The organism is Thauera sp. (assembly GCF_035444905.1).
In the GTDB taxonomy this organism is placed as follows: Bacteria; Pseudomonadota; Gammaproteobacteria; order Burkholderiales; family Rhodocyclaceae; genus Thauera.
Map to the genome: position 1 here is coordinate 1 of NZ_DAOMPS010000060.1, position 23,700 is coordinate 23,700.

21 protein-coding genes are annotated in these 23,700 nt (G+C 68.4%); 16 read left to right on the top strand and 5 right to left on the bottom strand.

The genetic code is table 11. The annotated features are described in order from the left end of the window. Nucleotides 1-202: 202 nt before the first annotated feature. On the bottom strand, nucleotides 203-940 hold the full coding sequence (locus PLC66_RS19155; RefSeq protein WP_324543488.1) for an isochorismatase family protein: 738 nt from the start codon (nucleotides 938-940) through the stop codon (nucleotides 203-205). A 349-nt stretch (nucleotides 941-1,289) separates the two neighbouring features. Here PLC66_RS19155 and PLC66_RS19160 point away from each other — a divergent pair, with 349 nt between their 5' ends. From PLC66_RS19160 to PLC66_RS19170, 3 genes are read left to right on the top strand one after another with little or no spacing between them, the layout of a single operon-like run. After that, nucleotides 1,290-2,033, top strand: a complete 744-nt coding sequence (locus PLC66_RS19160; RefSeq protein ID WP_503012242.1) for a response regulator — start codon at nucleotides 1,290-1,292, stop codon at nucleotides 2,031-2,033. Continuing rightward, nucleotides 2,030-2,806: a substrate-binding periplasmic protein gene (locus PLC66_RS19165; protein ID WP_324543492.1), complete on the top strand. Its 777-nt coding sequence runs from the start codon at nucleotides 2,030-2,032 to the stop codon at nucleotides 2,804-2,806. Before PLC66_RS19160 ends, PLC66_RS19165 begins: the two co-directional genes overlap by 4 nt. Further along, nucleotides 2,796-5,156, top strand: a complete 2,361-nt coding sequence (locus tag PLC66_RS19170; protein ID WP_324543494.1) for an ATP-binding protein — start codon at nucleotides 2,796-2,798, stop codon at nucleotides 5,154-5,156. Before PLC66_RS19165 ends, PLC66_RS19170 begins: the two co-directional genes overlap by 11 nt. 21 nt (nucleotides 5,157-5,177) lie before the next feature. Here the strand turns inward: PLC66_RS19170 and PLC66_RS19175 are convergent, their stop codons facing one another. Both PLC66_RS19175 and nhaC read right to left on the bottom strand, forming a co-directional pair. Beyond that, nucleotides 5,178-6,263, bottom strand: a complete 1,086-nt coding sequence (locus tag PLC66_RS19175) for a GlxA family transcriptional regulator (RefSeq protein WP_324543495.1) — start codon at nucleotides 6,261-6,263, stop codon at nucleotides 5,178-5,180. Between the two features lie 70 nt (nucleotides 6,264-6,333). After that, on the bottom strand, nucleotides 6,334-7,839 hold the full coding sequence (gene nhaC / locus PLC66_RS19180; protein ID WP_324543497.1) for a Na+/H+ antiporter NhaC: 1,506 nt from the start codon (nucleotides 7,837-7,839) through the stop codon (nucleotides 6,334-6,336). 326 nt (nucleotides 7,840-8,165) lie between these two features. Between nhaC and glyA the strand changes: the two genes are divergently transcribed. The 8 genes from glyA (at nucleotide 8,166) to PLC66_RS19220 (ending at nucleotide 17,265) form a co-directional block, all read left to right on the top strand. Beyond that, entirely contained in the window at nucleotides 8,166-9,428 is a 1,263-nt protein-coding gene (glyA, locus tag PLC66_RS19185) for a serine hydroxymethyltransferase (protein WP_324543499.1), read from the top strand. 22 nt (nucleotides 9,429-9,450) lie between these two features. Beyond that, nucleotides 9,451-10,830: an L-serine ammonia-lyase gene (locus tag PLC66_RS19190; RefSeq protein WP_324543501.1), complete on the top strand. Its 1,380-nt coding sequence runs from the start codon at nucleotides 9,451-9,453 to the stop codon at nucleotides 10,828-10,830. Between the two features lie 31 nt (nucleotides 10,831-10,861). Continuing rightward, the gene (locus tag PLC66_RS19195) at nucleotides 10,862-12,112 is read left to right on the top strand and encodes a sarcosine oxidase subunit beta family protein (RefSeq protein ID WP_324543503.1); all 1,251 of its coding nucleotides are present in this window, start codon (nucleotides 10,862-10,864) and stop codon (nucleotides 12,110-12,112) included. A 15-nt stretch (nucleotides 12,113-12,127) separates the two neighbouring features. Continuing rightward, nucleotides 12,128-12,463 (top strand): sarcosine oxidase subunit delta, encoded by a 336-nt coding sequence (locus PLC66_RS19200; RefSeq protein WP_324543505.1) that lies wholly within the window; start codon nucleotides 12,128-12,130, stop codon nucleotides 12,461-12,463. Beyond that, the gene (locus PLC66_RS19205) at nucleotides 12,460-15,486 is read left to right on the top strand and encodes a sarcosine oxidase subunit alpha family protein (protein WP_324543507.1); all 3,027 of its coding nucleotides are present in this window, start codon (nucleotides 12,460-12,462) and stop codon (nucleotides 15,484-15,486) included. The genes PLC66_RS19200 and PLC66_RS19205 overlap by 4 nt, the downstream gene beginning before the upstream one ends. Then, complete coding sequence (locus PLC66_RS19210) at nucleotides 15,479-16,117, top strand: sarcosine oxidase subunit gamma (RefSeq protein WP_324543509.1); 639 nt, start codon at nucleotides 15,479-15,481, stop codon at nucleotides 16,115-16,117. The genes PLC66_RS19205 and PLC66_RS19210 overlap by 8 nt, the downstream gene beginning before the upstream one ends. Before the next feature lie 71 nt (nucleotides 16,118-16,188). Continuing rightward, nucleotides 16,189-16,629 carry a dihydroneopterin aldolase gene (gene folB / locus PLC66_RS19215; RefSeq protein ID WP_324543511.1) on the top strand — a complete coding sequence of 147 codons (441 nt, stop codon included), beginning with the start codon at nucleotides 16,189-16,191 and terminating at the stop codon, nucleotides 16,627-16,629. Nucleotides 16,630-16,659: 30 nt separating this feature from the next. Next, entirely contained in the window at nucleotides 16,660-17,265 is a 606-nt protein-coding gene (locus tag PLC66_RS19220; RefSeq protein ID WP_324543513.1) for a 2-hydroxychromene-2-carboxylate isomerase, read from the top strand. Between the two features lie 32 nt (nucleotides 17,266-17,297). Here the strand turns inward: PLC66_RS19220 and PLC66_RS19225 are convergent, their stop codons facing one another. After that, nucleotides 17,298-17,999, bottom strand: a complete 702-nt coding sequence (locus PLC66_RS19225) for a hypothetical protein (RefSeq protein ID WP_324543515.1) — start codon at nucleotides 17,997-17,999, stop codon at nucleotides 17,298-17,300. Between the two features lie 86 nt (nucleotides 18,000-18,085). On the opposite strand from PLC66_RS19225, the gene PLC66_RS19230 reads away from it, so the two are divergent. Continuing rightward, nucleotides 18,086-20,017: an ATP-binding cassette domain-containing protein gene (locus PLC66_RS19230; RefSeq protein WP_324543517.1), complete on the top strand. Its 1,932-nt coding sequence runs from the start codon at nucleotides 18,086-18,088 to the stop codon at nucleotides 20,015-20,017. Nucleotides 20,018-20,048: 31 nt separating this feature from the next. Here PLC66_RS19230 and PLC66_RS19235 read toward each other — a convergent pair whose 3' ends face one another. Further along, on the bottom strand, nucleotides 20,049-21,251 hold the full coding sequence (locus PLC66_RS19235; protein ID WP_324543519.1) for an HD-GYP domain-containing protein: 1,203 nt from the start codon (nucleotides 21,249-21,251) through the stop codon (nucleotides 20,049-20,051). Nucleotides 21,252-21,354: 103 nt separating this feature from the next. Here PLC66_RS19235 and thrH point away from each other — a divergent pair, with 103 nt between their 5' ends. The 4 genes from thrH to PLC66_RS19255 all read left to right on the top strand — a co-directional run bounded on the left by thrH (nucleotide 21,355) and on the right by PLC66_RS19255 (nucleotide 23,553). Continuing rightward, nucleotides 21,355-21,966 carry a bifunctional phosphoserine phosphatase/homoserine phosphotransferase ThrH gene (gene thrH, locus PLC66_RS19240; protein WP_324543521.1) on the top strand — a complete coding sequence of 204 codons (612 nt, stop codon included), beginning with the start codon at nucleotides 21,355-21,357 and terminating at the stop codon, nucleotides 21,964-21,966. A 14-nt stretch (nucleotides 21,967-21,980) separates the two neighbouring features. Beyond that, the gene (gene purU / locus PLC66_RS19245; protein ID WP_324543523.1) at nucleotides 21,981-22,856 is read left to right on the top strand and encodes a formyltetrahydrofolate deformylase; all 876 of its coding nucleotides are present in this window, start codon (nucleotides 21,981-21,983) and stop codon (nucleotides 22,854-22,856) included. A 108-nt stretch (nucleotides 22,857-22,964) separates the two neighbouring features. Next, the gene (locus PLC66_RS19250; RefSeq protein ID WP_324543525.1) at nucleotides 22,965-23,192 is read left to right on the top strand and encodes a hypothetical protein; all 228 of its coding nucleotides are present in this window, start codon (nucleotides 22,965-22,967) and stop codon (nucleotides 23,190-23,192) included. Beyond that, nucleotides 23,182-23,553 (top strand): cupin domain-containing protein, encoded by a 372-nt coding sequence (locus PLC66_RS19255; RefSeq protein WP_503012243.1) that lies wholly within the window; start codon nucleotides 23,182-23,184, stop codon nucleotides 23,551-23,553. The genes PLC66_RS19250 and PLC66_RS19255 overlap by 11 nt, the downstream gene beginning before the upstream one ends. The last annotated feature ends 147 nt before the right edge of the window (nucleotides 23,554-23,700 follow it).

The window sequence follows — 23,700 nt, forward strand, 5'->3', positions numbered from 1 at the left end:
TTAAAGTGCGCTCTAGCAAAAACAAATACTTGCGAGCGTAACTGTCGAACTCGGGTGGGCCGACCATGTCGGCGCCTCATGCCGCCCGGGAAGTCATTGTCGATCCAACCCGAGGGACAAAAAAATCCCTGCCTCTTCGCCCGGGAGAGCGAAGAGGCAGGGAAGGGGAGGAGACGTCAGCCGTCAGCTGCGGCGCAAGGCCTCAGGTCGCAGCGAGGCTGGCCTTCTGCTTTGCCGCTTCGGGTGCATCCGTCTCGCGGCCGACGCTCATCACGTATTCGACGCAGCGATCAACCGACTCCACGTCGCCGAACTTGGCGTCGATGTCAAACAGGTTCCAGGCCACGGCACCGGGGATGCGGTCGCCGATGCATTCGCGCACGGCGATCGGGCGGAAGCCTTCGGCCATCGCGTCGCACACCGTGGTGCGCACGCAGGCCGAGGCAGTGACGCCGGTCACCAGCACGGTGTCGACGCCGGCGGCGCGCAGGAAGCCGGCCAGATAGGTGCCCTGGAAGGAGCTCGCGTGCTTCTTGATCAGGACCTGCTCGCCTTCGATCGGCGCGATGCGCGAATCGATCGCCCACAGGTTCTCGTCGGCCTGGGCAACGACGTCGACCGGGATCTTGTTGTGCCACAGGCCCATGTCGGTGTTGGGGTTGCTGCGGTCATTGACCTGGTAGCAGGTGGTCACATGCACGACCGGGAAGCCGCGCTCGCGGAAGGCGGCGAGCAGGCGCTGCATGCCGGGGATGATCTCCTCGTCGATCTTCTCGCAGGTGAAGGGGTTGCCCGGGCGGGTCCAGGCGTTGGCGAGGTCGACGCTCACCAGGGCGGGGCGCTTGCCGAAACCGACACGGCGCTGGAAGCCGCGCTCCTGGTAGAGCTTGGTGGCTTGGGCGAAGGCTTGGTCGAGCATGCTCTGCAGATCGTTGGACATCTTTCGTACTCCTTTAGGGGTGGATATCAAGTTTCCGGTAACCGCTGTCTTGCGCTGGCCGGTTCGGGCATTGCCCTCAGGCAGTTCAAAGATTACGGATGCGGATAATTGACGTCCAATCAGGAATCGAGCTGCATTGATGTCTTAAAGGACAACTATTCACGGTGGCTGTCGCGTCGATGCGTGGAGCGCTCGATGGCGGGATAGGGCAACTCACTGTCCAGTCCGGGCAAACCCGGTCCGATTGCGCGTGTTAGCTTCAAGCGGACAATGCGCGCCGGGACCGCTTCCGTGCGTCCAGGTCTGTGCCAGCCCGAGCCGGCGAGTGAATCGCTGCATGATCGAGTGAATGTGCATGCCCCTTGATGCAAAGGTTCTTGTCGTCGATGACGATGCCCTCACCCGCGCCTGCCTGGTGGATTATTTCCTTGCCGAGGGCTACGAGGTTCGCGAAGCCGGCACCGCCGAAGAGGCCGAGCAGCAGCTGGCGGCCGAAGCGGTCGACCTCGTGCTGCTCGACATCCGCCTGCCGCGCAAGGACGGCCTCACGCTGACGCGCGAGCTGCGGGTGCGCTCCGAGGTCGGCATCATCCTGGTGTCCGGGCGCCAGGACGAGGTTGAGCGCATCATCGGCCTCGAGTGCGGGGCGGACGAGTACGTCACCAAGCCCTTTAATCCGCGCGAGATCCTGGCGCGGGCGAAAAACCTGATTCGGCGCGTGCGCCAGGCCGGTGCAGTCGCATCCGCCGCGCCGGCGGTGCCGGCGCCGCTGGCCGTGCCCGTGTGCGAGGGCGCAGTGCTGCACGAAGACGCCCGCCAGCTCGCCCACGCCGATGGCGCGGTCACGGCGCTGACCGAGGGCGAGTTCCAGCTCCTGCGTGCCTTCCTCGCCCATCCGGGGCAGACCATGAGCCGCGACGCCCTGCTGGACCAGATCCGTAACCGGGAATGGGTGCCGAGCGACCGCACGGTCGACGTGCTGGTCGGCCGCCTGCGGCGCAAGCTGCATGACGACGCGGCCAACCCGAAGATCATCCTCACCGTGCACGGGGCGGGCTACCGCTTCAACCCCTCGGCGCGCCCGCGCGCATGAGGCGCCTGCTGTGCGCGCTGCTGCTGTCTGTAGCCGCGGTGCCGGCCGCCGCGCGCGAACTGATCGCCTGTGGTCATCCCGCCTATCCGCCGGTGTCCTGGGTGGCAGCGGGAGAGCTGCGCGGGCTGGCGCCGACGCTGGTGCGCGAGCTGTTCGGCGAGCTGGGGCTGCGCGTGCGCCTCGAGGCCTTCGGCAACTGGAAGCGCTGCCTGCTCGAAGTGGGCGCGGGGCGGGCGGACATCGTCGTCGCCGCCTACCGCAACCGCGAGCGCGAGCAGCAGTTCGCCTTTTCCGGCCAGTACGTCGTCGCCGATCCGATCGTGCTGTTCGTGCGCCGCGACCGCGCATTTGCCTTCGACGACTGGGACGACCTGCGCGGACGCACCGTCGGCCTGTTGCTGGGCGACAGCTTCGGTGAGCGCTTCGACCGTTTTGCCGAGACGGCGCTGAGGGTCGAACGGGTGTCCACCGGCCGCCAGAACGTACGCAAGCTCGTGCTCGGGCGCATCGACTTCATGCCGATCGGGCGCGACACCGGCCGCTTGCAAAGCCGCCGCCTGGGCTATGACGAGCGCGTCATGGCGTTGCCGCAGGCCCTGGTCACCGAGTACTACCACGTCGCGGTACGCAAGGGCTCCGCGCTCGAAGCCCTGCTGCCCGAGATCGATCGCCGCCTGGCTGCCCTGCATGCCGACGGCAGCATCGCGCGCCGCGCCCGGCAGCAGGCCGAGCGCTACCTGGCCGAGCCGATGGCGGCGGACCATGGCGATTAGACACTGGCTCCGGCAGTACCTGCGCCAGTTGCCCGGCTACCGCCAGGCGCATCCGCTCGCGCATCGGCTGACGATGTACGTGCTGGCCTGCAGCCTCGGCTTTGCGCTGCTGTCGACCGTGCTGCAGGTGGGTATCGAATACCAGCGCGAGATGCGCCAGATCGATCAGCGCCTCGAACTGATCCGCAGCGGCTATGTCGCCAGCCTCGCCCGCAGCCTGTGGGACGTGGACGACGAGCAGTTGCGCCTGCAGATGCAGGGCATCCTCTACATCCCCGACGTCGGCGGCCTGCGCCTGGAGGGCGCGGAGGCCACTCAGATCGGCGACGTGCGTCTGCCCGGTCGGGCGCCGCCGGTGTCGACCCGCGAGCATGCCTTCGTCCTCAGCCACGCCGCGCCCGACGGCGTGCGCGAGCTCGGCCGGCTGGTGGTGCAGATCGACCTCGACGCGGTGGCGGCACGGCTCGGCTGGAGCGGCCTCACCATCTTCCTCAGCCAGTCGCTGACCATCCTGATGATTGCCGGGGTGCTGGTGGTGATCTTCCAGTGGCTGGTCACCCGCCACCTCGAGAGCATGGCGCGCCACGCCCGCCAGTTGGGCGAGGGGCAGTTCGATGCGCCCCTGGCGCTGGCGCGCACCCCGACCACGACCCCGGACGAACTCGATGCGGTGGTGGCTGCGGTCAATGACATGCAGCTCGCCATCCGCCAGGAGATGGCCCGCCGCCAGCGCGTGCAGGAGCAGCTCGTCGCCAGCCGTGACCAGCTCCGGGACCGGGTCGAGAAGCGCACCCGCAGCCTGCGTGCGGCGAAGGAGGCGGCGGAGGCCGCCAACCAGGCCAAGTCGCAGTTCCTCGCCACCATGAGCCACGAGATCCGCACGCCGATGAACGGCATGCTGGGGATGATCCAGCTCCTGCGCCAGCGCCGCCTGCCGGCGGCGATCGGGGCGCAACTGGAGCTGCTGCACCAGTCCGGCGAGGCGCTGCTGGCGACCTTGAACCAGGTGCTGGACTACGCGCGGCTGGAGGAGGGCGCCTACCTGCCGGAGTCGGTCGGCTTCTCGTTGCGGCAACTGGTGGACGGCCAACGGCAACTGGTCGACGTAGCTGCCCGGCAGAAGGGGCTGGCACTGGTGGCCGAGGTGGACGCCGCCTTGCCGGATGCCTGGTGTGGCAGCGTCGGCGGCCTGCGCCAGGTCATCGCCAACCTGCTTGCGAACGCGATCAAATTCACCGCCGCGGGGCAGGTCACGCTGCGCGTGCGCCCGGCTCCCGGGGAGGAGGGCGGGCGGCTGCGCTTCGAGGTCGAGGACCAGGGCATCGGCATCGAGGCGGCGCAGCTCGAGCGCATCTTCGAGCGCTTCACCCAGGCGGACGAGAGCATCACCCGCCGCTTCGGCGGCACCGGCCTGGGCCTGGCCATCTGCCGCAAGCTGGTCGAGAGCATGGGTGGCACGCTCGAGGTGTCGAGCACGCCGGGCGTGGGCAGCCGGTTCTGGTTCGAGCTGCCCTTGCAGTGTGCGCCAGATGTCATCGAGGTCGCGGCCGACGGCGCGACGGCGGATGCGAGCGCCGCCCCGGCGTGGCCCAGCCTGAGCCTGCTGCTGGTGGAGGATGTCGCCATCAACCGCGAGGTGCTGGTCGGCCTGCTGGAGAACGTCGGCCACCTGGTGTTCAGCGCCGAGAACGGCCAGCAGGCCCTCGCGCTGTGCCGGCAGCAGGGCTTCGACGCCATCCTGATGGACATGCACCTGCCCGGCATGAGCGGGGCGGAGGTCGCACGCCGGATCCGCGGCGACACCGACAACCTGAACGCGGGCACGCCGATCGTGGCGCTGACCGCCAGCGTGGCGCCGGAGGACATCCGCCATTACCTCGACAGCGGCATGGACGCGGTGGTGGCCAAGCCGATCCGGCTCGAGACCCTGCGCCAGACCCTGGCCAGCGTCACGCGCAGCGCGGGCGCGTCGCTCGCAGCCGCGGCCGAGGTGCCGGCGGGCGACATCGACCGCCGCCTGCTCGCCACCCACGCGTCGGTGTTCGGCCCGGCGCGGCTGCTGGCGCTGCTCGCGCAACTCGAGTCGCAGACGGACCCTGCCCTCGTGCAACTGGCCGAGGCCTTGCAGCGCGAGGATCTCTATGAGGCCGAGGCGATCGCGCACAAGCTGGCCGGCAGTTGCGAGCTGCTTGGGCTGAATACCTGCGGCCGCTGCCTGCGGACGCTCGAAGGCAGGGCGGCGGCGGACGAACCGGCGGCGTGTCGCGCGCTGCTCGCCGACTTGTCGGCCCGCTTCGCGGCCGACCTGGCGCGCGCCCGCGATTTGGCCGCGGCGACCCCGCCGGGCTGAGCGGCGGCGCCCGGGTCGCGCCTACAGGCGCTGGGTCGAGCGCGCCTTGGACGGCGACACGCCGAAGAAGTCGCGGTAGCAGCGGCTGAAGTGCGGCGCGCCGGTAAAGCCGCAGGCAATGGCGATGCTGGTGATCGGCGCATTGGTCTGCAGCAGCAGGCGGCGGGCGCGGGTGATGCGCAGCTCCAGGTAGTAGCGCGACGGCGTGCTCTTCATGTAGCGGTGGAAGAGGCGGTCGATCTGGCGCCGCGAAACCTGCGCGTAATGGGCGAGGTCGTCGATGGCGAGCGGCTCCTCGATGTTGCTTTCCATCAGCTTGAGGATGGCGCGCAAGGCGTCGGGCAGGGCCGCACTGCCTTCGAGTACCGGCATCGGGCGGTCGGGGATGTCCTCCGGGCCGCGGTCGCAGGCGAGGATCTCCTCGATGCCGCGCACCACGTCGTCGCCGTGCTGATGGCGGATCACGGCCAGCATCATGCCCAGCGCGCTGTTGGCGCCGGCCGAGGAGATGCGGTCGCGGTCGATGACGAAGGGCGTCGGCAGCAGCTTGACGCGCGGGCAGTCCTCCTCCAGCCCGGCCCGGCTCTCGGGGTGCACCGTGCACGCGTAGCCGTCGAGCAGGCCGGCCTTGGCCAGCACGCAACTGCCGTTCCACAGCGCGCCCATCGTAGCGCCCTTGCGTGCGATGGCTTTCAGGCGGTCGAGGACGGCGCGCGGCGGATTGAGGTCGGAGCGATAGCCGCCGCAGACGATCAGCATGTCGAGCTCGGTGGCGTCGAGCGCCTGCAGTTCGGCATCGGCCGCGATGCTGATGCCGAGGTCGCTGAGGACGGCGCCGCCCTCGAGGCTGATGGCCTGGAAGCGGTAGAGCGGGTTACGGCTCAGCAGGTTGGCGGTGACGATGGCGTCCACCGCGCCGGTGAAGGCCATCATCGAGAAGTGCTCGAGCAGCACGAAGGCGATGCGCCGGCTGATCGGCGGGTGGTCGCTGTCGCTCTGGCGGGCCCGCAGATAGGCCTGGTTGCTGTGGCGCAGGCTGCTGTTGAAGGGCCTGCTTCCAGAGGGTGCGCTCAGGAGTGGGGTCTTGGACTGCTCGCTGGTGCTCATGCCGCGCCTTGTGCTCCGCTCCGCGGCCGCGCGGCCGCGGGGCAGCTGGCCCCGGGCCGCCGACGGCGGATCAACTGGCAGCGTAGCTGGGTTGCAGCCTCACGCCAGGGTTCGTGTCGATGGTCTGGATGGCTTCGCCCAGGTCGCGCCAGCGTTGCTGCTCGGCGGCGCTCGCCTTGGGAGAGAACCAACCCAGGTAAGCATAAGCGATGCCGATCACCGGGGACATCCAGCACGCGAAGGCGAGCGGAATGTACAGCAGGTTCTCGAACTGGCCGTCCGAGATGCCCAGGCCGAGCGCGGTGATGACGATCGCGCCACCGGCGTTCCAGGGCACCAGCGGCGATACCAGGGTGCCGCCTTCTTCCACCGCGCGCGACAGGTTCAGCGTCGAGTAGCCCTTGCCGCGGTAGGTCGGCGCGAACATGCGGCCCGGCAGCGCGATCGACAGGTAGGGGTCGCCGGCGACCAGGTTGGTGGCCACGGCGGTGCCGGTGGCGGCCGCCTGCATCGAACCGAAGCTGCGGGTGCGCTTGAGCAGCGCCTCGACAATGACTTCGAGGCAGCGGGTGTGCTCGAGCGCGCCACCGAAGCCGAGCGCGATCAGCACCAGGGTGATGACCCAGGTCATCGATTCGATGCCGCCGCGGTTCAGCAGCTTGTCGATCTCGGTGATGCCCGACTCCAGCTTGAAGCCGCTGTGCATGTAGGTGAAGACCTCATGCAGCCCCGTACCCTGGACGAAGAGGGCGACCACGCCGCCGGCCACGGCGCCGGCGAACAGCGAGGGAATGGCCGGCATCTTGTTCAGCGCCAGCACCAGCACCAGTGCGGCGGGCAGCAGCACGATCCAGCTCAGGGTGAACTGGCTTTCGATGCCCTGGGTGATGGCGGTGATCTTGGCGAAGTCCACCGGGCGACCGTCGATCAGGTTGTAGCCCGCGACCAGGTAGATGACGAAGGCGATCAGCATCGCCGGCACGGTGGTCGGCATCATGTTGCGGATGTGATCGAACAGGTTGGTGCCGGTCACCGCGGGGGCGAGGTTGGTGGTGTCGGACAGCGGCGAGATCTTGTCGCCGAAGAAGGCGCCGGACACGACCGCGCCCGCAGTCCAGTACATCGGGATGTCGAAGCCGGCACCGATGCCCATCAGCGCCAGGCCGACGGTGCCGACCGTGCCCCACGAGGTGCCCAGCGACACCGACACCACCGCGCACAGCAGCATGCCGGCGGCCAGGAACCAGGCGGGGGTCAGCAGTTGCAGGCCGGCGTGAATCATGTAGGGCACGGTGCCACTGGCGATCCAGGTGCCGATGATCATGCCCACCACCATAAGGATCGCGACCGACTGCAGGCCGATGGTGACCACGCGCAGCGCGCCGGCCTCCATGTCCTGCCAACGGTGGCCCTGCAGCCAGCCCAGGGCGGCGGTGATGGCCAGGCCGAAGGCGAGCGGGATGTGCGGCGTGAAGTCCTTGAAGTGGAAGAGCTGGATGCCCAGCACGCCCAGGGTCAGGACGATGGGTAGCAGGGCCAGGCCGAGCGTCGGCCGCTTTATCGTTTTGTTGCTCATGAATGTCTCCTATGTGTGCGTGACCTTGCGGTCGATACGGAGACTAGGGACGCGGTGTAAATGGCGTTGCGGCGATTTGTGCAAGCTTGTGCAGGCTTGTGATGCGTACATTTACAAACTTCATACGCGCCCCTCGAGGGCAAAACCGACACCGCATGTCGCTTCCGGAAAAGTGGCGCTGCATCGGTCTTTCCCGGACAAAGCGGTGACGGATACAGGCAAAAGGTCGTGGGGCGATGTTCCTAAGATCCGTCTCCAACAGGTCGCGATTCGACGCACCTGCCGCCGCCGGGCGGACGCCCATACCAACCAGGAGACAACCCGACATGTTTGCCATGACCGACCGCATCGCAGGTTTCGACGACGAGCTCAAGGCCGCGATGGACGCGGAATTCGCCCGCCAGGAATCGCACATCGAACTGATCGCTTCCGAGAACTACACCAGCCCGCGTGTGCTGGAAGCACAGGGCAGCGTGCTCACCAACAAGTACGCCGAGGGCTATCCCGGCAAGCGCTACTACGGTGGTTGCGAGCACGTCGATGTGGTCGAGCAGCTCGCGATCGACCGTGCCAAGGCGCTGTTCGGTGCCGACTTCGCCAACGTGCAGCCGCACTCCGGCTCGCAGGCCAATGCCGCGGTGTACATGGCGCTGCTCGAGCCGCACGACACCGTGCTGGGCATGAGCCTGGCCCACGGCGGCCACCTGACCCACGGCGCCAAGGTCAACTTCTCGGGCAAGATCTACAAGGCCGTGCAGTACGGCCTCAATGAAACCACCGGCGAGATCGACTACGACCAGGTCGAAGCGCTGGCGCGCGAGCACAAGCCCAAGATGATCGTCGCCGGCTTCTCGGCCTACTCGCGCATCATCGACTGGAAGCGTTTCCGTGACATCGCCGACGCCGTCGGTGCCTACCTGTTCGTGGATATGGCGCACGTCGCCGGCCTGGTCGCGGCCGGCCTCTACCCCAACCCGGTGCCTTTCGCCGACGTCGTCACCACCACCACTCACAAGACCCTGCGCGGCCCGCGTGGCGGCCTGATCCTGGCGCGCTCCAACCCGGATCTGGAAAAGAAGCTCAACTCGATCGTCTTCCCCGGCATCCAGGGCGGACCGCTGATGCACGTCATCGCCGCCAAGGCCGTCGCGCTGAAGGAAGCGCTGCAGCCCGAGTTCAAGGCCTACCAGGCGCAGGTGCTGAAGAATGCACGGGCGATGGCGGGCGAGTTCATCGAGCGCGGCTACAAGATCGTCTCCGGCGGCACCGACGACCACCTCTTCCTGGTCGACCTGGTCGCCAAGGGCATCACCGGCAAGGCCGCCGATGCCGCGCTGGGCGCCGCCCACATCACGGTGAACAAGAACGCCGTGCCCAACGATCCGCAATCGCCCTTCGTCACCAGCGGCATCCGCATCGGCACGCCGGCGATCACCAGCCGCGGTTTCAAGGAAGCGGAAGCGAAGGAACTGACGCACTGGATCTGCGACGTGCTCGACAACATCGACGACGCGTCGGTGATCGCCGCGGTGCGCGAGAAGGCTTCCGCGCTGTGTGCCCGCTTCCCCGTCTATCCCGCCAGCCGCTGATCGCCGCGCCAGGAGAACGACGATGGCCATCAGCGTATTCGAGATGTTCAAGGTCGGCATCGGGCCGTCGAGTTCCCACACCGTGGGACCGATGCGCGCCGCGCTGACCTTCGTCACCCGGCTGCAGGAGGAAGGCGTGCTGGCCCAGGTGCGCCGTGTGCGCGCCGAGCTGTACGGCTCGCTCGGCGCCACCGGCAAGGGCCACGGCAGCGACAAGGCGGTGATGCTCGGCCTCGAGGGCGAGGCCCCCGACCTCATCGATCCGGACAGCATCGACGAGCGGCTCGCCCGCATCCGCGAGACGCGCAAGCTGTCCCTGCTCGGCATGCAGGCGGTGGATTTCGTGGAGAAGACCGATCTCGTCTTCCTGCGCCGCCAGAGCCTGCCTTACCACCCTAACGGCATGCGCCTGATCGCCTACGGGGAACAGGAGGTGGAGCTGGCGAACCGGGTGTATTACTCGGTCGGCGGCGGCTTCGTCGTCAATGAGGAAGCGGCCGGTGCCGACCGCATCGTGCAGGACACGACCGAGCTGCCCTATCCCTTCCGCAACGGCGACCAGCTGCTGACGCAGTGCGCGGTCAACGAGCTCTCCATCAGCCGCCTGATGCTGGAGAACGAGAAGGCCTGGCGCAGCGAGGCCGAGACGCGCAACGGCCTGCTGCACATCTGGAAGGTGATGCAGGCCTGCGTGCGCCGCGGCTGCGAGGTCGAGGGCGTGCTGCCCGGCGGCATGAAGGTGCGCCGCCGTGCGGCCGAGCTCTACCGCAGCCTGTCGAGCGCCCCCGAGGCCGCGCTGCGCGATCCGCTCACCACCATGGACTGGGTCAACCTGTACGCGCTGGCGGTCAATGAGGAGAACGCCGCCGGCGGGCGCGTCGTCACCGCGCCCACCAATGGCGCGGCCGGCATCATCCCGGCGGTGCTGCACTACTACTACCGCTTCGTGCCCGGCGCCAACGAGGACGGCGTGGTGCGCTTCCTGCTGACGGCGGCCGCGATCGGCATCCTGTTCAAGGAGAACGCGTCCATCTCCGGCGCCGAAGTGGGCTGCCAGGGCGAGGTCGGCGTCGCCTGCTCGATGGCGGCCGGGGCGCTGACCGAGGTGCTCGGCGGCACGCCGGAGCAGGTCGAGAACGCCGCCGAGATCGGCATGGAGCACAACCTCGGCCTGACCTGCGACCCGGTCGGCGGCCTGGTGCAGGTGCCCTGCATCGAGCGCAACGCGATGGGCGCGATCAAGGCGATCAATGCCGCGCGCATGGCCCTCCGGGGCGATGGCAAGCACTTCGTGTCGCTCGACAAGGTCATCAAGACCATGCGCGACACCGGCCGCGACATGAAGGACAAATACAAGGAAACATCCCGCGGCGGGCTAGCCGTGAATGTTATCGAGTGCTGAGCGCAGCGCCTCACAGCACAAGGAGATCGTCATGCAACACTATTCCGGCTTCGGGCTCCTCAAGCACGGCCTCAGCCATCACGAGAACTGGCAGCGCATGTGGCGCAACCCGGTGCCCAAGCACGAGTACGACGTCATCGTCGTCGGCGGCGGCGGGCACGGCCTGGCCACCGCCTACTACCTGGCCAAGGTGCACGGCATCACCAATGTCGCGGTGATCGAGAAGGGCTGGCTGGGCGGCGGCAACACCGCGCGCAACACCACCATCGTGCGCTCGAACTACCTGTGGGACGAGGCCGCCTGGCTGTACGAGCACGCGATGAAGCTGTGGGAGGGCCTGTCGCAGGACCTCAACTACAACGTCATGTTCTCGCAGCGCGGCGTGATGAACCTCGGCCACACCCTGCAGGACATGCGCGACATCCATCGGCGGGTCAACGCCAACCGCCTGAACGGCATCGACGGCGAGGTGCTCGACGTCAAGCAGATCCAGGAGATCGTGCCGCACATGGACTGCTCGGCCAACCGCCGCTATCCGGTGCTGGGCGCGTCCTGGCAGCCGCGCGCCGGCGTCGCCCGCCACGACGCGGTGGCCTGGGGCTTCGCCCGCGGCGCCGATGCGCTCGGCGTCGACCTGCTGCAGCAGACCGAAGTGACCGGTTTCCGCATCAGCGGCGGCAAGGTGCTCGGCGTCGAGACCAACCGCGGCTTCATCGGCGGCAAGACCATCGGCGTGGTCACCGCCGGCAACTCGGGCGTGCTGGCCAAGATGGCCGGCTTCAAGCTGCCGGTGGAATCCCACCCGCTGCAGGCCCTGGTGTCCGAGCCGATGAAGCCCATCCTCGACACCGTGGTGATGTCCAACCACGTCCATGGCTACATCAGCCAGTCGGACAAGGGCGACCTCGTCATCGGCGCCGGCATCGACGGCTACAACGGCTACGGCCAGCGCGGCAGCTACCCGACGATCGAGCACACCCTGCAGGCCATCGTCGAGCTGTTCCCGATCTTCTCGCGCGTGCGCATGAACCGGCAGTGGGGCGGCATCGTCGATACCACGCCCGACGCCTGCCCGATCATCTCGGCCACCCCGGTCGGCGGCCTGTTCTTCAACTGCGGCTGGGGTACCGGCGGCTTCAAGGCCACCCCGGGCTCGGGCCACGTGTTCGCGGCCACGCTCGCCGACGGCAAGGCGCATCCGCTCGCCGCACCGTTCACGATCGACCGCTTCATCTCCGGAAAACTCATCGACGAGCACGGCGCTGCCGGCGTCGCGCACTGACAGGAGCAGGACACCATGCTGCACATCTACTGCCCCCACTGCGACGAATATCGCGAGGAAGAGGAGTTCCGGCCCAAGGGCGAGGCGCACATCGCGCGCCCGGCCGACCCGGAGCACACCAGTGACGAGGACTGGGGCAATTACCTGTTCTTCCGCAAGAACCCGCGCGGCCTGCACCACGAGCAGTGGTTCCACGCCGCCGGCTGCCGCAAGTTCTTCAACGTCACCCGCGACACCGTCAGCTACGAAATCCTCGAAACCTACAAGCCTGGCCAGCAGCCGTCGGTCACCGCCGAATCGCGCAAGGCCCAGGCCTCCGCACAGGCCTCCAACCAGGGAGCGGCAAAATGAGCCAACGCAACCGTCTCGGCACCGGCGGCCGCATCGACCGCAAGCGTCCGCTGCGCTTCACCTTCAACGGCGTCAGCTACCAGGGCTACGCCGGCGACACACTGGCCTCGGCGCTGCTCGCCAACGGCGTCGATGTGCTCAACCGCAGCTTCAAGTACGCCCGTCCGCGCGGCCTGGTCACCGCCGGCGCCGACGAGCCCAATGCCATCGTCCAGCTCGGCGCCACCGAAGCCGGCCAGGTGCCCAACGTGCGCGCCACCCAGCAGGCCTTGTACGACGGCCTGGTGGCCAAGAGCACCAACGGCTGGCCCAACGTCAACCGCGACCTGATGGGCGTGATCGGCCAGCTCGGCGGCCAGTTCATGCCGCCGGGCTTCTACTACAAGACCTTCATGTCGCCGGCCTCGGCGTGGCCGAAGTACGAGCAGTACATCCGCAAGGCCGCCGGCCTGGGCCGCAGCCCGGTCGAGAAGGACCCGGACATCTACGACCACATGAACCATCACTGCGACGTGCTGGTGGTCGGTGCCGGTCCGGCGGGGCTTGCCGCCGCGCTGGCCGCGGCCCGCAGCGGTGCGCGCGTGATCCTGTGCGACGAGCAGGAGGAGATGGGCGGCTCGCTGCTCGACAGCCGCGAGCAGATCGACGGCAAGCCGGCCGAAGAGTGGGTGGCCAAGGTGCTGGCCGAGCTGGCCGCGCTGCCCGACGTGCTGCTGCTGCCGCGCACCACCGCCAATGGCTACCACGACCACAACTTCGTGACCCTGCACGAGCGCCGCACCGAGCACCTGGCCGACCTTGCGCCGCTCGCCAACGGCCGCCGCCAGTCCCGTGCCCGCATGCACAAGGTGCGCGCCGGCCGCGTGGTCCTCGCCACCGGCACCCACGAGCGCCCGCTGGTGTATGCCCGCAACGACGTGCCGGGCAACCTGGTTGCCGGCGCGGTGTCGACCTACATCCGCCGCTACGGCGTGGTGCCGGGCCAGCGCCTGGTGCTGTCGACCACCAACGATCATGCCTACCGCGCCGCGCTCGACTGGCACGACGCCGGGCGCGAGGTGGTGGCCATCGTCGATGCGCGTGACACGCCCGACGGCGAGCTGGTCGCGGCGGCGCGTTCGCGCAACATCCGCATCATCACCGGCAGTGCGGTGATCGAGGCGCAGGGCAAGAAGCGCGTCAACACCGCCGTGGTTGCCGCGATCGACATCAAGGGCTTCAGCGTCAGGGGCAGCACCCAGGAGCTGGCCTGCGACACCATCGCCAGCTCGGGCGGCTACAGCCCGGTCGTCCACCTTGCCGCGCACACGGGCCGTCGCCCGGTGTGGCGCGACGACCTGCTGGGCTTCGTCTCCGGCGGCGTGCCAGGCCAGATCCCGGTCGGCGGCGTCAATGGCCGCTGGACGCTGCGCGATGCGCTCGCCGACGGTTTCGAGAACGGCGTGCGCGCCGCGGCCGAGACCGGCCTCACTGCCAGCACCTTCACCCTGCCGGTGGTGGCGCCGGTGCGCGAGGGCAAGCCGGTGGCGCTGTACCAGGTGCCGCACACCAAGCCGGCGATGCGTGCGCCCAAGCAGTTCGTCGATCAGCAGAACGACGTCACCGCGGCCGGCATCGAGCTGGCTACGCGCGAGGGCTTCGAGGCGATCGAGCACGTCAAGCGCTATACCGGCCTGGGCTTCGGCACCGACCAGGGCAAGCTCGGCAACATCAACGGCATGGCGATCGCGGCGCGCGTCACCCAGCAGACGATCCCGGACACCGGCACCACGGTGTTCCGCCCGAACTACACGCCGATCACCTTCGGCGCCATCGCCGGCCGGCACTGCGACGCGTTCTTCGACCCGCGCCGCTACACTGCGCTGCATGCTTGGCACGTCGAGCGCGGGGCGAAGTTCGAGGAAGTCGGGCAGTGGATGCGGCCGTGGTACTTCCCGCGCGGCAACGAGTCGATGCACGACGCCGTGCAGCGCGAGTCGCGCGCCGTGCGTGAGAGCGTCGGCATCCTCGACGCCTCCACGCTGGGCAAGATCGAGATCCAGGGCAAGGATGCGCGCGAGTTCCTCAACCGCCTGTACACCAACGCCTGGACCAAGCTCGAGCCGGGCAAGTGCCGCTACGGCCTCATGTGCAAGGACGACGGCATGGTGATGGACGACGGCGTGACCGCCTGCCTGGCCGACAACCACTTCCACATGACCACCACCACCGGCGGCGCCGCGGGCGTGCTGGACTGGATGGAGATGTGGCACCAGACCGAGTGGCCCGACCTGGAGGTCTACTTCAACTCCACCACCGACCACTGGGCGGCGATGACGGTGACCGGTCCCAACGCGCGCAAGCTGCTCGCCGAGCTGGTCGACATCGATGTGTCCGCCGAGGCCTTCGGCTACATGGACTGGCGCGAGGCCAAGGTCGCCGGCGTGCCGGCGCGCATCTTCCGCATCTCCTTCACCGGCGAGCTGTCGTACGAGATCAACGTCCAGGCCAACTATGCGATGCACGTGTGGAAGGCGCTGTTCGACAAGGGCGCCAAGTACAACCTGACGCCTTACGGCACCGAGACCATGCACGTGCTGCGCGCGGAGAAGGGCTTCATCATCATCGGCCAGGAAACCGACGGCTCGGTGACGCCGGAAGACCTCGGCATGCAGTGGTGCGTGGGCTACAAGAAGCCCTACTCGTGGATCGGTCGGCGTGCGCTGACCCGACCCGACACCCGGCGTGACGACCGCAAGCAGCTCGTCGGCCTCAAGCCGCTCGACCCGCAGGTGGTGCTGCAGGAAGGGGCCCAGATCGTGCTCGACAAGGAGATCAGGATCCCGATGCCGATGGTGGGTCATGTCACCTCCAGCTATTTCAGCCCCAACCTGGGTCATGGCTTCGCGCTTGCCCTGGTCAAGGGCGGCAGCCAGCGCATCGGCCAGACCGTCTATCTGCCGATGGCCGACGGCAAGGTCCATGCCGCCGAAGTGGTCAGTCCCGTCTTCTACGATCCCCAAGGAGCCCGCCATCATGTCTGATGTCGCACTGTTCGATGCCCACCCGACGGCGGCGGTCCGCGCCGAGTCGCCCCTCTCCCTCTGCCGCGTCACGGTGGCCACCGAGGCCTCGGCCCAGAACGCCGGCGTGGTGCTGCGCGAGCGCGCCTTCCTCGGCCACCTGATCCTGCGCGGCAACGCGGCCGACGAGGCCTTTTGCGCCGGTGTCGAGGCGGCCCTCGGCGTGCCGCTGCCGCTGAAGGTGGGGCCGGTGTCGCGCGACGATGCGCGCGGCCTCAGTGTGCAGTGGGTGTCGCCCGACGAGTGGCTGATCGTCGTGCCGCAAGGCGAGGACTTCGCCACCGAGCAGCGCCTGCGTCAGGCGCTGCAAGGCCACTATGCGGTGATGCAGGTCAGCGGTGCGCAGACCCTGCTCGAGCTGAGCGGCCCCGCGGCGCGCGAAGTGCTGATGAAGTCGGCCGGCTATGACTTCCATCCGCGCAGCTTCCCGGTGGGCAAGGGCATCAGCACGACCTTCGCCAAGAGCACGGCGGTGATACGCCGGGTGGGCGAGGCGCAGTGGGAGCTGATCATCCGGCGCAGCTTCGCCGACTACCTGTACCGCTGGCTGCTCGACGCCAGCGAGGAGTACGGCGTCTTCGTTGCCCGTTGAGTCTTCGCCGCCGGCCGCGTGCATGCGCCGCCGGCGGCGATCCCTAACCCTCCCTGCGCAGGCTGCCCAGCATGAACCTTGATCTCATCGCCCCTTTCCGTGAGCTACCCGAGGACGTCGTCTCGATCCCCTTGTCGGTCCCCGATGGGGATGACCGCATCTACATCCGCGGCCTGCGTGCGGAGGCGGTGATCGGCGCCTACGCGCACGAGCGCGAATGGCGGCAGACGCTCGAGATCGATCTCGAACTGGACGCGGCCCATTCGCGCAGTTGTTTCAGTGACAAGCTCGATGATGCAATCGATTACGCCGAAGTGGCGGCCACCGTGCGCCGGCTGGCAAAGCAGAACCGCAGTCATCTGCTGGAGGCCTTCGCGCAGCAGGTCGCCGACACCCTGCTCGGCCGTTTTGCGCTCAAGGCCGTGGCGGTGAGTGTCAGCAAGCCGGGCATCCTGGACCAGACCGACGGCGTCGGCGTGTCCATCCGTCGACGTCGTGCCGATGTTCTATAGTGGCAGCTCCTCCCGTATGGAGCTGCGGCCATGCCCCGTCCCGTCGTCGAGTTCTGGTTCGAGTTCGCCAGCACCTATTCCTACCTGTCGGTGATGCGCATCGAGCGCGCGGCCGAGGCCGCCGGGGTGGAGGTGGCATGGAAGCCCTTCCTGCTCGGACCGGTCTTTCTCGCGCTGGGCTGGAACGATTCGCCCTTCAACATCTACCCGCCCAAGGGCCGCTACATGTGGCGCGACCTCGAGCGCCTGTCGGCCCGGGAGGGCTTGCCCTTCCACCGGCCCAGCCGCTTCCCGCGCAATGGCCTGCTTGCCGCCCGGGTGGCCTTGATCGGCGTCGAGGACGGCTGGGTGGCACCCTTCGCGCGCGCGGTGATGACGGCCAATTTCGCCGAGGACCGCGAGATCGGTGAGCCGGCGGTGATCGAGGACATCCTCGCCACGCTCGGCCTGCCGGTGGGCGAGGTCATGGCGCGTGCGCAGTCCGATGCCAACAAGCTCGCGCTGCGCTGCCAGACCGAGCGCGCGGCCGAGCTGGGCCTGTTCGGCGCGCCGAGCTTTCGCGTCGGCGACGAGCTGTTCTGGGGCAATGACCGCCTCGAGGACGCGCTCGCGTGGGCGCGGGCCGAGACGGCCTGAAGGCGCGCCCGCCTAGGGCGCCTGCTTGTCGCTTACTTCTTCTTCTGCGCCTGTTCTTCTTCGTACCGCCGCAGGCGCTCGTCGTAGCGCGCGCGGTCGCGCTCGGCCTGTTCGGCACGGCGGGCAGCTTCTTCTGCGCTGCGCTGGCGTGCGGCTGCGCGCTCGGCGTCGGCAGCGGCGCGGCGACGGGCCGCGTCGGCCTCGGCTTCGCGGCTGCTCGCTTCGCGCTCGGCGCGGATGCGTTCGGCCGCGGGCGAGGGCACGATGGCGGCATCCGGGCTGGGCGGCGTCGGCGAGGCGGTGGGCAGTGCGGGCAGCGGCGTCGGTTCGGCCGGGCTTGCCGCCTCGCCCGGCGTGAGCGGGCGCGCGCCTTCGGCCATCAGCGCCTCGGCATTGCGCTGGCGCTCGGCCAGGGTCAGACGGCGCGCCTCGGCCTCGATCGCGCGCGCGCGCTGGATGGTCTGCAGGCGCTCCTGGCGCGCCTGATCGATGCAGCGGTTGACCAGGAAGCGCTGGTGGCAGGCCGCCTCGGCGGCGGCGAAGGTGGCGTCGGCCTGGGCGCGCAAGGCCTTGCCCTCGGCCTCCAGCGCGGCGATGCGGGCGCGGTCGGCAGCGCGCCGGGCGTCGTCGTTGGCCGCGGTCTGGGCCAGGGCGGGCAGGGCGGCGGCGCCGAGCAGCAGGGCGAGCACGGCGGAGCGGATCGGGGCAAGCAGGGTGGGGGCGGAGCGAGTCATGCGCACGGTGTTCCTGAGGCGATTCGGCTGGCGCGTAGAATAGCGCCTTTACCTCATTCCGCGGCCCCGCGGCCGTGTATCCGTTCGTGATCAGTCTTCGTAATTTGCGCCTCGCGCGCGGCGCCAAGGTCCTCATCGAGGCCGCCACGCTGCAGATCCACCCCGGCTGGAAGGTCGGCCTCACTGGCGCCAACGGCAGCGGCAAGTCCAGCCTGTTCGCCCTGCTGCGCGACCAGCTCCACCCCGACCAGGGCGACCTCGACATGCCGCCCGGCTGGGTGATCGCTCACGTCGCCCAGGAGACGCCCGGCCTGGCGCAGCCGGCGATCGACTACGTGCTCGACGGCGACGCCGAGCAGCGCCGCATCGAGGCCGAGCTCGCGGCGGCCGAAGCGGCGCACGATGGCGCGCACATCGGCGAGTTGCATGCGCGGCTGCACGAGATCGGCGGTTACGCCGCGCGTGCGCGCGCCGCCGCGCTGCTCGATGGCCTCGGCTTCCTGCAGTCCGACATCGAGCGCCCGGTGGCGGATTTCTCCGGCGGCTGGCGCATGCGCCTGAACCTGGCGCAGGCGCTGATGTGCCGATCGGACCTGCTGCTGCTCGACGAACCCACCAACCACCTCGACCTCGACGCGGTGATCTGGCTCGAGGCCTGGCTGCGCGACTACCGCGGCACGCTGCTGCTGATCTCGCACGACCGCGAGTTCCTCGACGCCTGCGTGACCCACATCGCCCACATCGAGCAGCAGAAGCTCACGCTCTACACCGGCGGCTATTCCGACTTCGAGCGCCAGCGCGGCGAGCGCCTGCTGCAGCAGCAGGCGATGTTCGACAAGCAGCAGCGCGACATCGCGCACATGGAGGACTACATCCGTCGCTTCCGCGCCAAGGCCACCAAGGCGCGCCAGGCGCAGAGCCGGATCAAGGCGCTCGAGCGCATGGAGCGCATCGCCGCGGCGCACGTCGACACCCCCTTCAGCTTCGCCTTCCGCGACGCGCCGCCGGCGCCCGACCCGCTGCTGCAGATCGAGGACGGCGCGGTGGGCTATGGCGACAAGACGGTGCTCGAGCGCATCACGCTGACCCTGCGCCCCGGCGAGCGCGTCGGCCTGCTCGGGCGCAACGGCGCCGGCAAATCGACGCTGATCAAGCTGCTCGCCCACGAGCTGCAGCTCGCCAGCGGCCGCCGCCTGGAAGGCAAGGGCCTGGCCACCGGCTACTTCGCCCAGCACCAGCTGGAAACCCTGCGCCCGGACGAGTCCGCACTGCAGCACATGGTCCGCCTCGACCCGGCCACGCGCGAGCAGGAGCTGCGCGACTACCTGGGCGGTTTCGACTTCCGCGGCGACGGCGTGGGCGGCACCTCCACCCCGGCGACCACGCCCTGCGGGCCGTTCTCGGGCGGCGAGAAGTCGCGCCTGGCGCTGGCGCTGCTGATCTGGCAGCGGCCCAACCTGCTGCTGCTCGACGAACCCACCAACCACCTCGACCTCGAGATGCGTCACGCGCTGACGATGGCGCTGCAGGACTACGAGGGCGCGATGGTGCTGGTGTCGCACGACCGCGCGCTGCTGCGCGCCACCTGCGACCGCTTCCTGCTCGTCGACGGTGGCCGCATCCAGCCTTTCGACGGCGACCTCGACGACTATCGCGACTGGCTCGCCAGCCGCCGTGCCGAGGTCGCCGCCGCCGCGGCCTGCCCCGACCAGGCCGCCGACAAGGCGGCGCGCAAGGCCGACCGCGCCCAGGCCGCCGCCGACCGCCAGGCCCGCCTGGTCGCCCGCCGGCCGCTGGTGAAGGAACTCGAGCAGATCGACAAGCGCCTGGCGGCGTGGAACAAGGAGAAGGCCGAGCTTGACGACAAGCTCGCCGATCCGGCGCTGTATACGGGCCCGCAGGCAGGCGAGGTGCCGGCGCTCAACAAGCGCCAGGCGGAACTCGCCGAGCGCATCGAGGAGGCCGAGCTGCGCTGGCTGGAACTGCACGAGGCGCTGGAGGCGATCCCGGCCGACTGACTGTGCTGCGCTTCGAGCGCAGTGGCGCGAGCTACTGCGCCAGCCAGCGGGCCGGGTCGATGTTCCAGTCGGTGAAATCCTCATGGCCGACGATGCGGTCCTGTGAGCGGCGAAGGTCGACATCCTCGGGCCGCAGGTAGTGGCCGGCAGTGTGGAAGATCACCTTCACCGTCGGCTGCATTGGCTTGTCGGCGTGCTGCGCCTGCACCACCGCCAGGCGCTTGCTTTCCAGCCGCACCAGCGCGCCGGTGGGGTAGATGCCGACCGAGCGGATGAAGGCCTTCACCAGGCGTGGCTCGAAGTGGTTCGCCGACCAGTCGAGCAGCTTGCGCAGCGCCTCGGTGGGCGCCATGCCCTTGTGATAGACGCGGTTCGAGCTGATCGCGTCGTACACATCGACGATCGCCCCCATGCGGCCGTAGAGGCTGATCTGCTCGCCCTTGAGCTTGTTCGGGTAGCCGGTGCCGTCGAAGCGCTCGTGATGCTGGGCGGCCACATCGAGGGCGATCTGGCTGATGCCCGGGGTGGCCTGCAGGATGATCTTGCTCTGCACGACGTGGCTCTTCATGCGGTCGAACTCGGCGTCGGTGAGCTTGCCCGGCTTGTTCAGGATCTCGTCCGGTACGCGCGCCTTGCCAACGTCGTGCAGCAGCGCGCCGACGGCGATCTCGTGGATGAGCTCGCGCGGCAGTTGCAGGGTGCGGGCGAAGGCGGTCATCAGCGCACACACCGACACCGAGTGCTGGAAGGTGTAGCTGTCGTGCTGCTTGAGGCGCGCGAGCGGCAGCAGCGCGTCCTGCTGGGTGAAGATGGAATCGACGATGCGCTCGACCAGGGGTTCGACCTTCTCGATCTCGATCTGCTTGCCGAGGCGGATGTCGTTGAGCAAGTCGCGCACGATGGCGCTGGCCTCGCGGTGCAGGGCGCGGGCGCGCTCGAAGGGGTTGGCGACCTTCGAGGCGGTCTGCAGCCGTGGGCCGTCGCCCGTCCCGCCGGCGTTCTCCGCTTCCGCGACCGGCGTCGCCGTCGGCTCGGTCGGCAGCGTGTCCGGGTCGAGGCCGCGCTCGGTATCCACCTCGACCGCCGCCACGCCCAGCGCGCGCACCTTGCGCACATCGTCCTCGTCCCCGAGCAGGAAACGGTTGCGCACGAAGTCGTGCTGCAGCCAGCCGCAGCGAAGGTCGTGGATGTACATGCCGGGCCGCAGCCGGGCGACGGGAATGAGCTTGATCACGGGCGCTTCAGGGGCCGAAGTGCGCCGATTATCGCGGACAAATGCGTGGGCGTGCAGCCTGCTAGAATCGCGGCTTCCCCGTATCTGCCCTCAGGAGCGTGTGGTGCGTATCGTCTGTCTCGACCTCGAAGGTGTGCTCGTCCCCGAAATCTGGATCGAATTCGCCGAGCGTACCGGCATCCCCGAGCTGCGCCGCACCACCCGCGACGAGCCCAACTACGACACCCTGATGAAGTACCGCCTGGACATCCTGGCGCAGAAGCAGCTCGGCCTGCCCGACATCCAGGAGGTCATCGCCAGCATGGGGCCGATGGAAGGCGCACGCGCCTTCCTCGACGACCTGCGCGACACCTACCAGGTGGTGATCCTGTCCGACACCTTCTACGAGTTCGCCAAGCCGCTGATGAAGCAGCTCGGCCTGCCGACGCTGTTCTGCCACAGCCTCGAGGCCAACGCCGAAGGCATCCTGGTGAACTACCACCTGCGCATGCCCGACCAGAAGCGCGAGGCGGTCAGGCGCTTCAAGGAACTCAACTTCAAGGTCGTGGCCGCGGGCGATTCCTACAACGACACCGCGATGCTGGGCGAAGCCCACGGCGGCATCCTGTTCCACCCGCCCGAGAACGTGGTGCGCGAGTTTCCGCAATACCCGGTGGTGCGCGACTACGCCAGCCTGCGCACCGAGATCGACAAAGCCTTTGCCCGCGCCGGCTGAGCCCTTCACACACCATGCACCGCGAACGCTTCTACACCCTGTCCGCCTCCTGCCCCGATCGCGTCGGCATCGTCGCCAAGGTCTCCGGCTTCATCGCCGAGCACAAGGGCTGGATTCTCGAGACCTCGCTGCACGCCGAGCCGCCGCGCGAGGGCGAGGCGCTCGGCCGCTACTTCATGCGCATCGAGATCAAGGCCGACTCGCTGCCTTTCCACCTGGCCGAGTTCCGCGACAAGTTCCGCCCCCTGGCCGACGAGCTGGAGATGACGTGGAAGATCACCGACTCGGCGGTCAAGAAGCGCGTGGTGGTGCTGGTGAGCAAGCAGGAGCACTGCCTGTACGACCTGCTCGCGCGCTGGCAGTCGAAGGAGCTCGACATCGAGATCGCCTGCGTGATCTCGAACCATGACACCTTCCGCGGCTTCGTCGAGTGGCACGGCATCCCCTTCCACCACGTGCCGGTCACGCCCGACAACAAGGCCGCCGCCTACGCCGAGGTGCAGCGCATCTTCGAGGAAGTGCGCGGCGACACCATGGTGCTGGCGCGCTACATGCAGATCCTGTCGCCCGCGCTGTGCGCCGCCTACCCGGGCCGCATCATCAACATCCACCACAGCTTCCTGCCCAGCTTCGTCGGCGCCAAGCCTTACCACCAGGCCTGGGACAAGGGCGTCAAGCTGATCGGCGCCACCTGCCACTATGTCACCGCCGACCTCGACCAGGGCCCGATCATCGAGCAGGACGTGATCCGCATAGACCATTCGGACGCGGTCGAGGACATGGTGCGCTACGGCAAGGACATCGAGAAGACCGTGCTCGCCCGCGGCCTGCGCTACCACCTCGAAGACCGCGTGCTGGTGCATGGGAACAAGACGGTGGTGTTTCGCTAAGGTGAAGCATGATTGATGACAGGAAGGTCATCATCATTGCCGGGCCGAACGGCGCCGGGATGACAATGCTGGACCCGAGCCGGTGCTGCTGGACTGGAGTGAGAAGTCATGAACAAACAACCACTGGAAGCCGCACGCGATACCGACCTGCGCTTGTCGGCCCAGGCCATGCAGCGTGCCGCGCTGCGTGCTCGCGAATTGGCTGAGCAGACAGGTACCGCAATCGTGATCAGTCGTGATGGAGTCCTCGAGGAAATCCGCATCGAGAAGTCGGCTTCCATCCCGCCTGCCCACGAGCCGTCTGCCCGCTGCGGCGGCGGTACCCGTGGAACCTGATCAATGCGAGGGAACTGGGCGACGCTCGAGTGCGCACGTCGAAGGCAATCTTTATGAGGAATGTCCCGACGCACGCGGGGAAGAGGCTTTCGAGATTCTGTTCGCCAACCGCGTCTGCCGCGTCGAACGCATCGTTTCCTTCGGCCATGCCAGCCCGACCGGGTTCTGGTACGAGCAGGCCGAGGACGAATGGGTAGTGCTGCTCGCGGGCACCGCTGAGCTGGCCTTCGACGACGGCCGCCGGCTTGCGCTGAAGGCCGGCGACTGGGTGAGTCTGCCGGCGCATTGCCGCCATCGCGTCGAGTCCGTGTCGCAGGATGCGCTCTGGCTGGCGGTACATTGCCGCGCCGACTGCTCATAAACGCGCGTGAGCGCACCGCCGTGCGGCGGCGCGCTCTGCGGCGTGGCGCTTACTTGATCTTCTTCACGGTCTTGAGCAAAAAGCCATTGACGCGTTGCTGGGTCATGATGGTCTTCTCGTCGAGCATCTTGTTGAGTTTCATCTTGG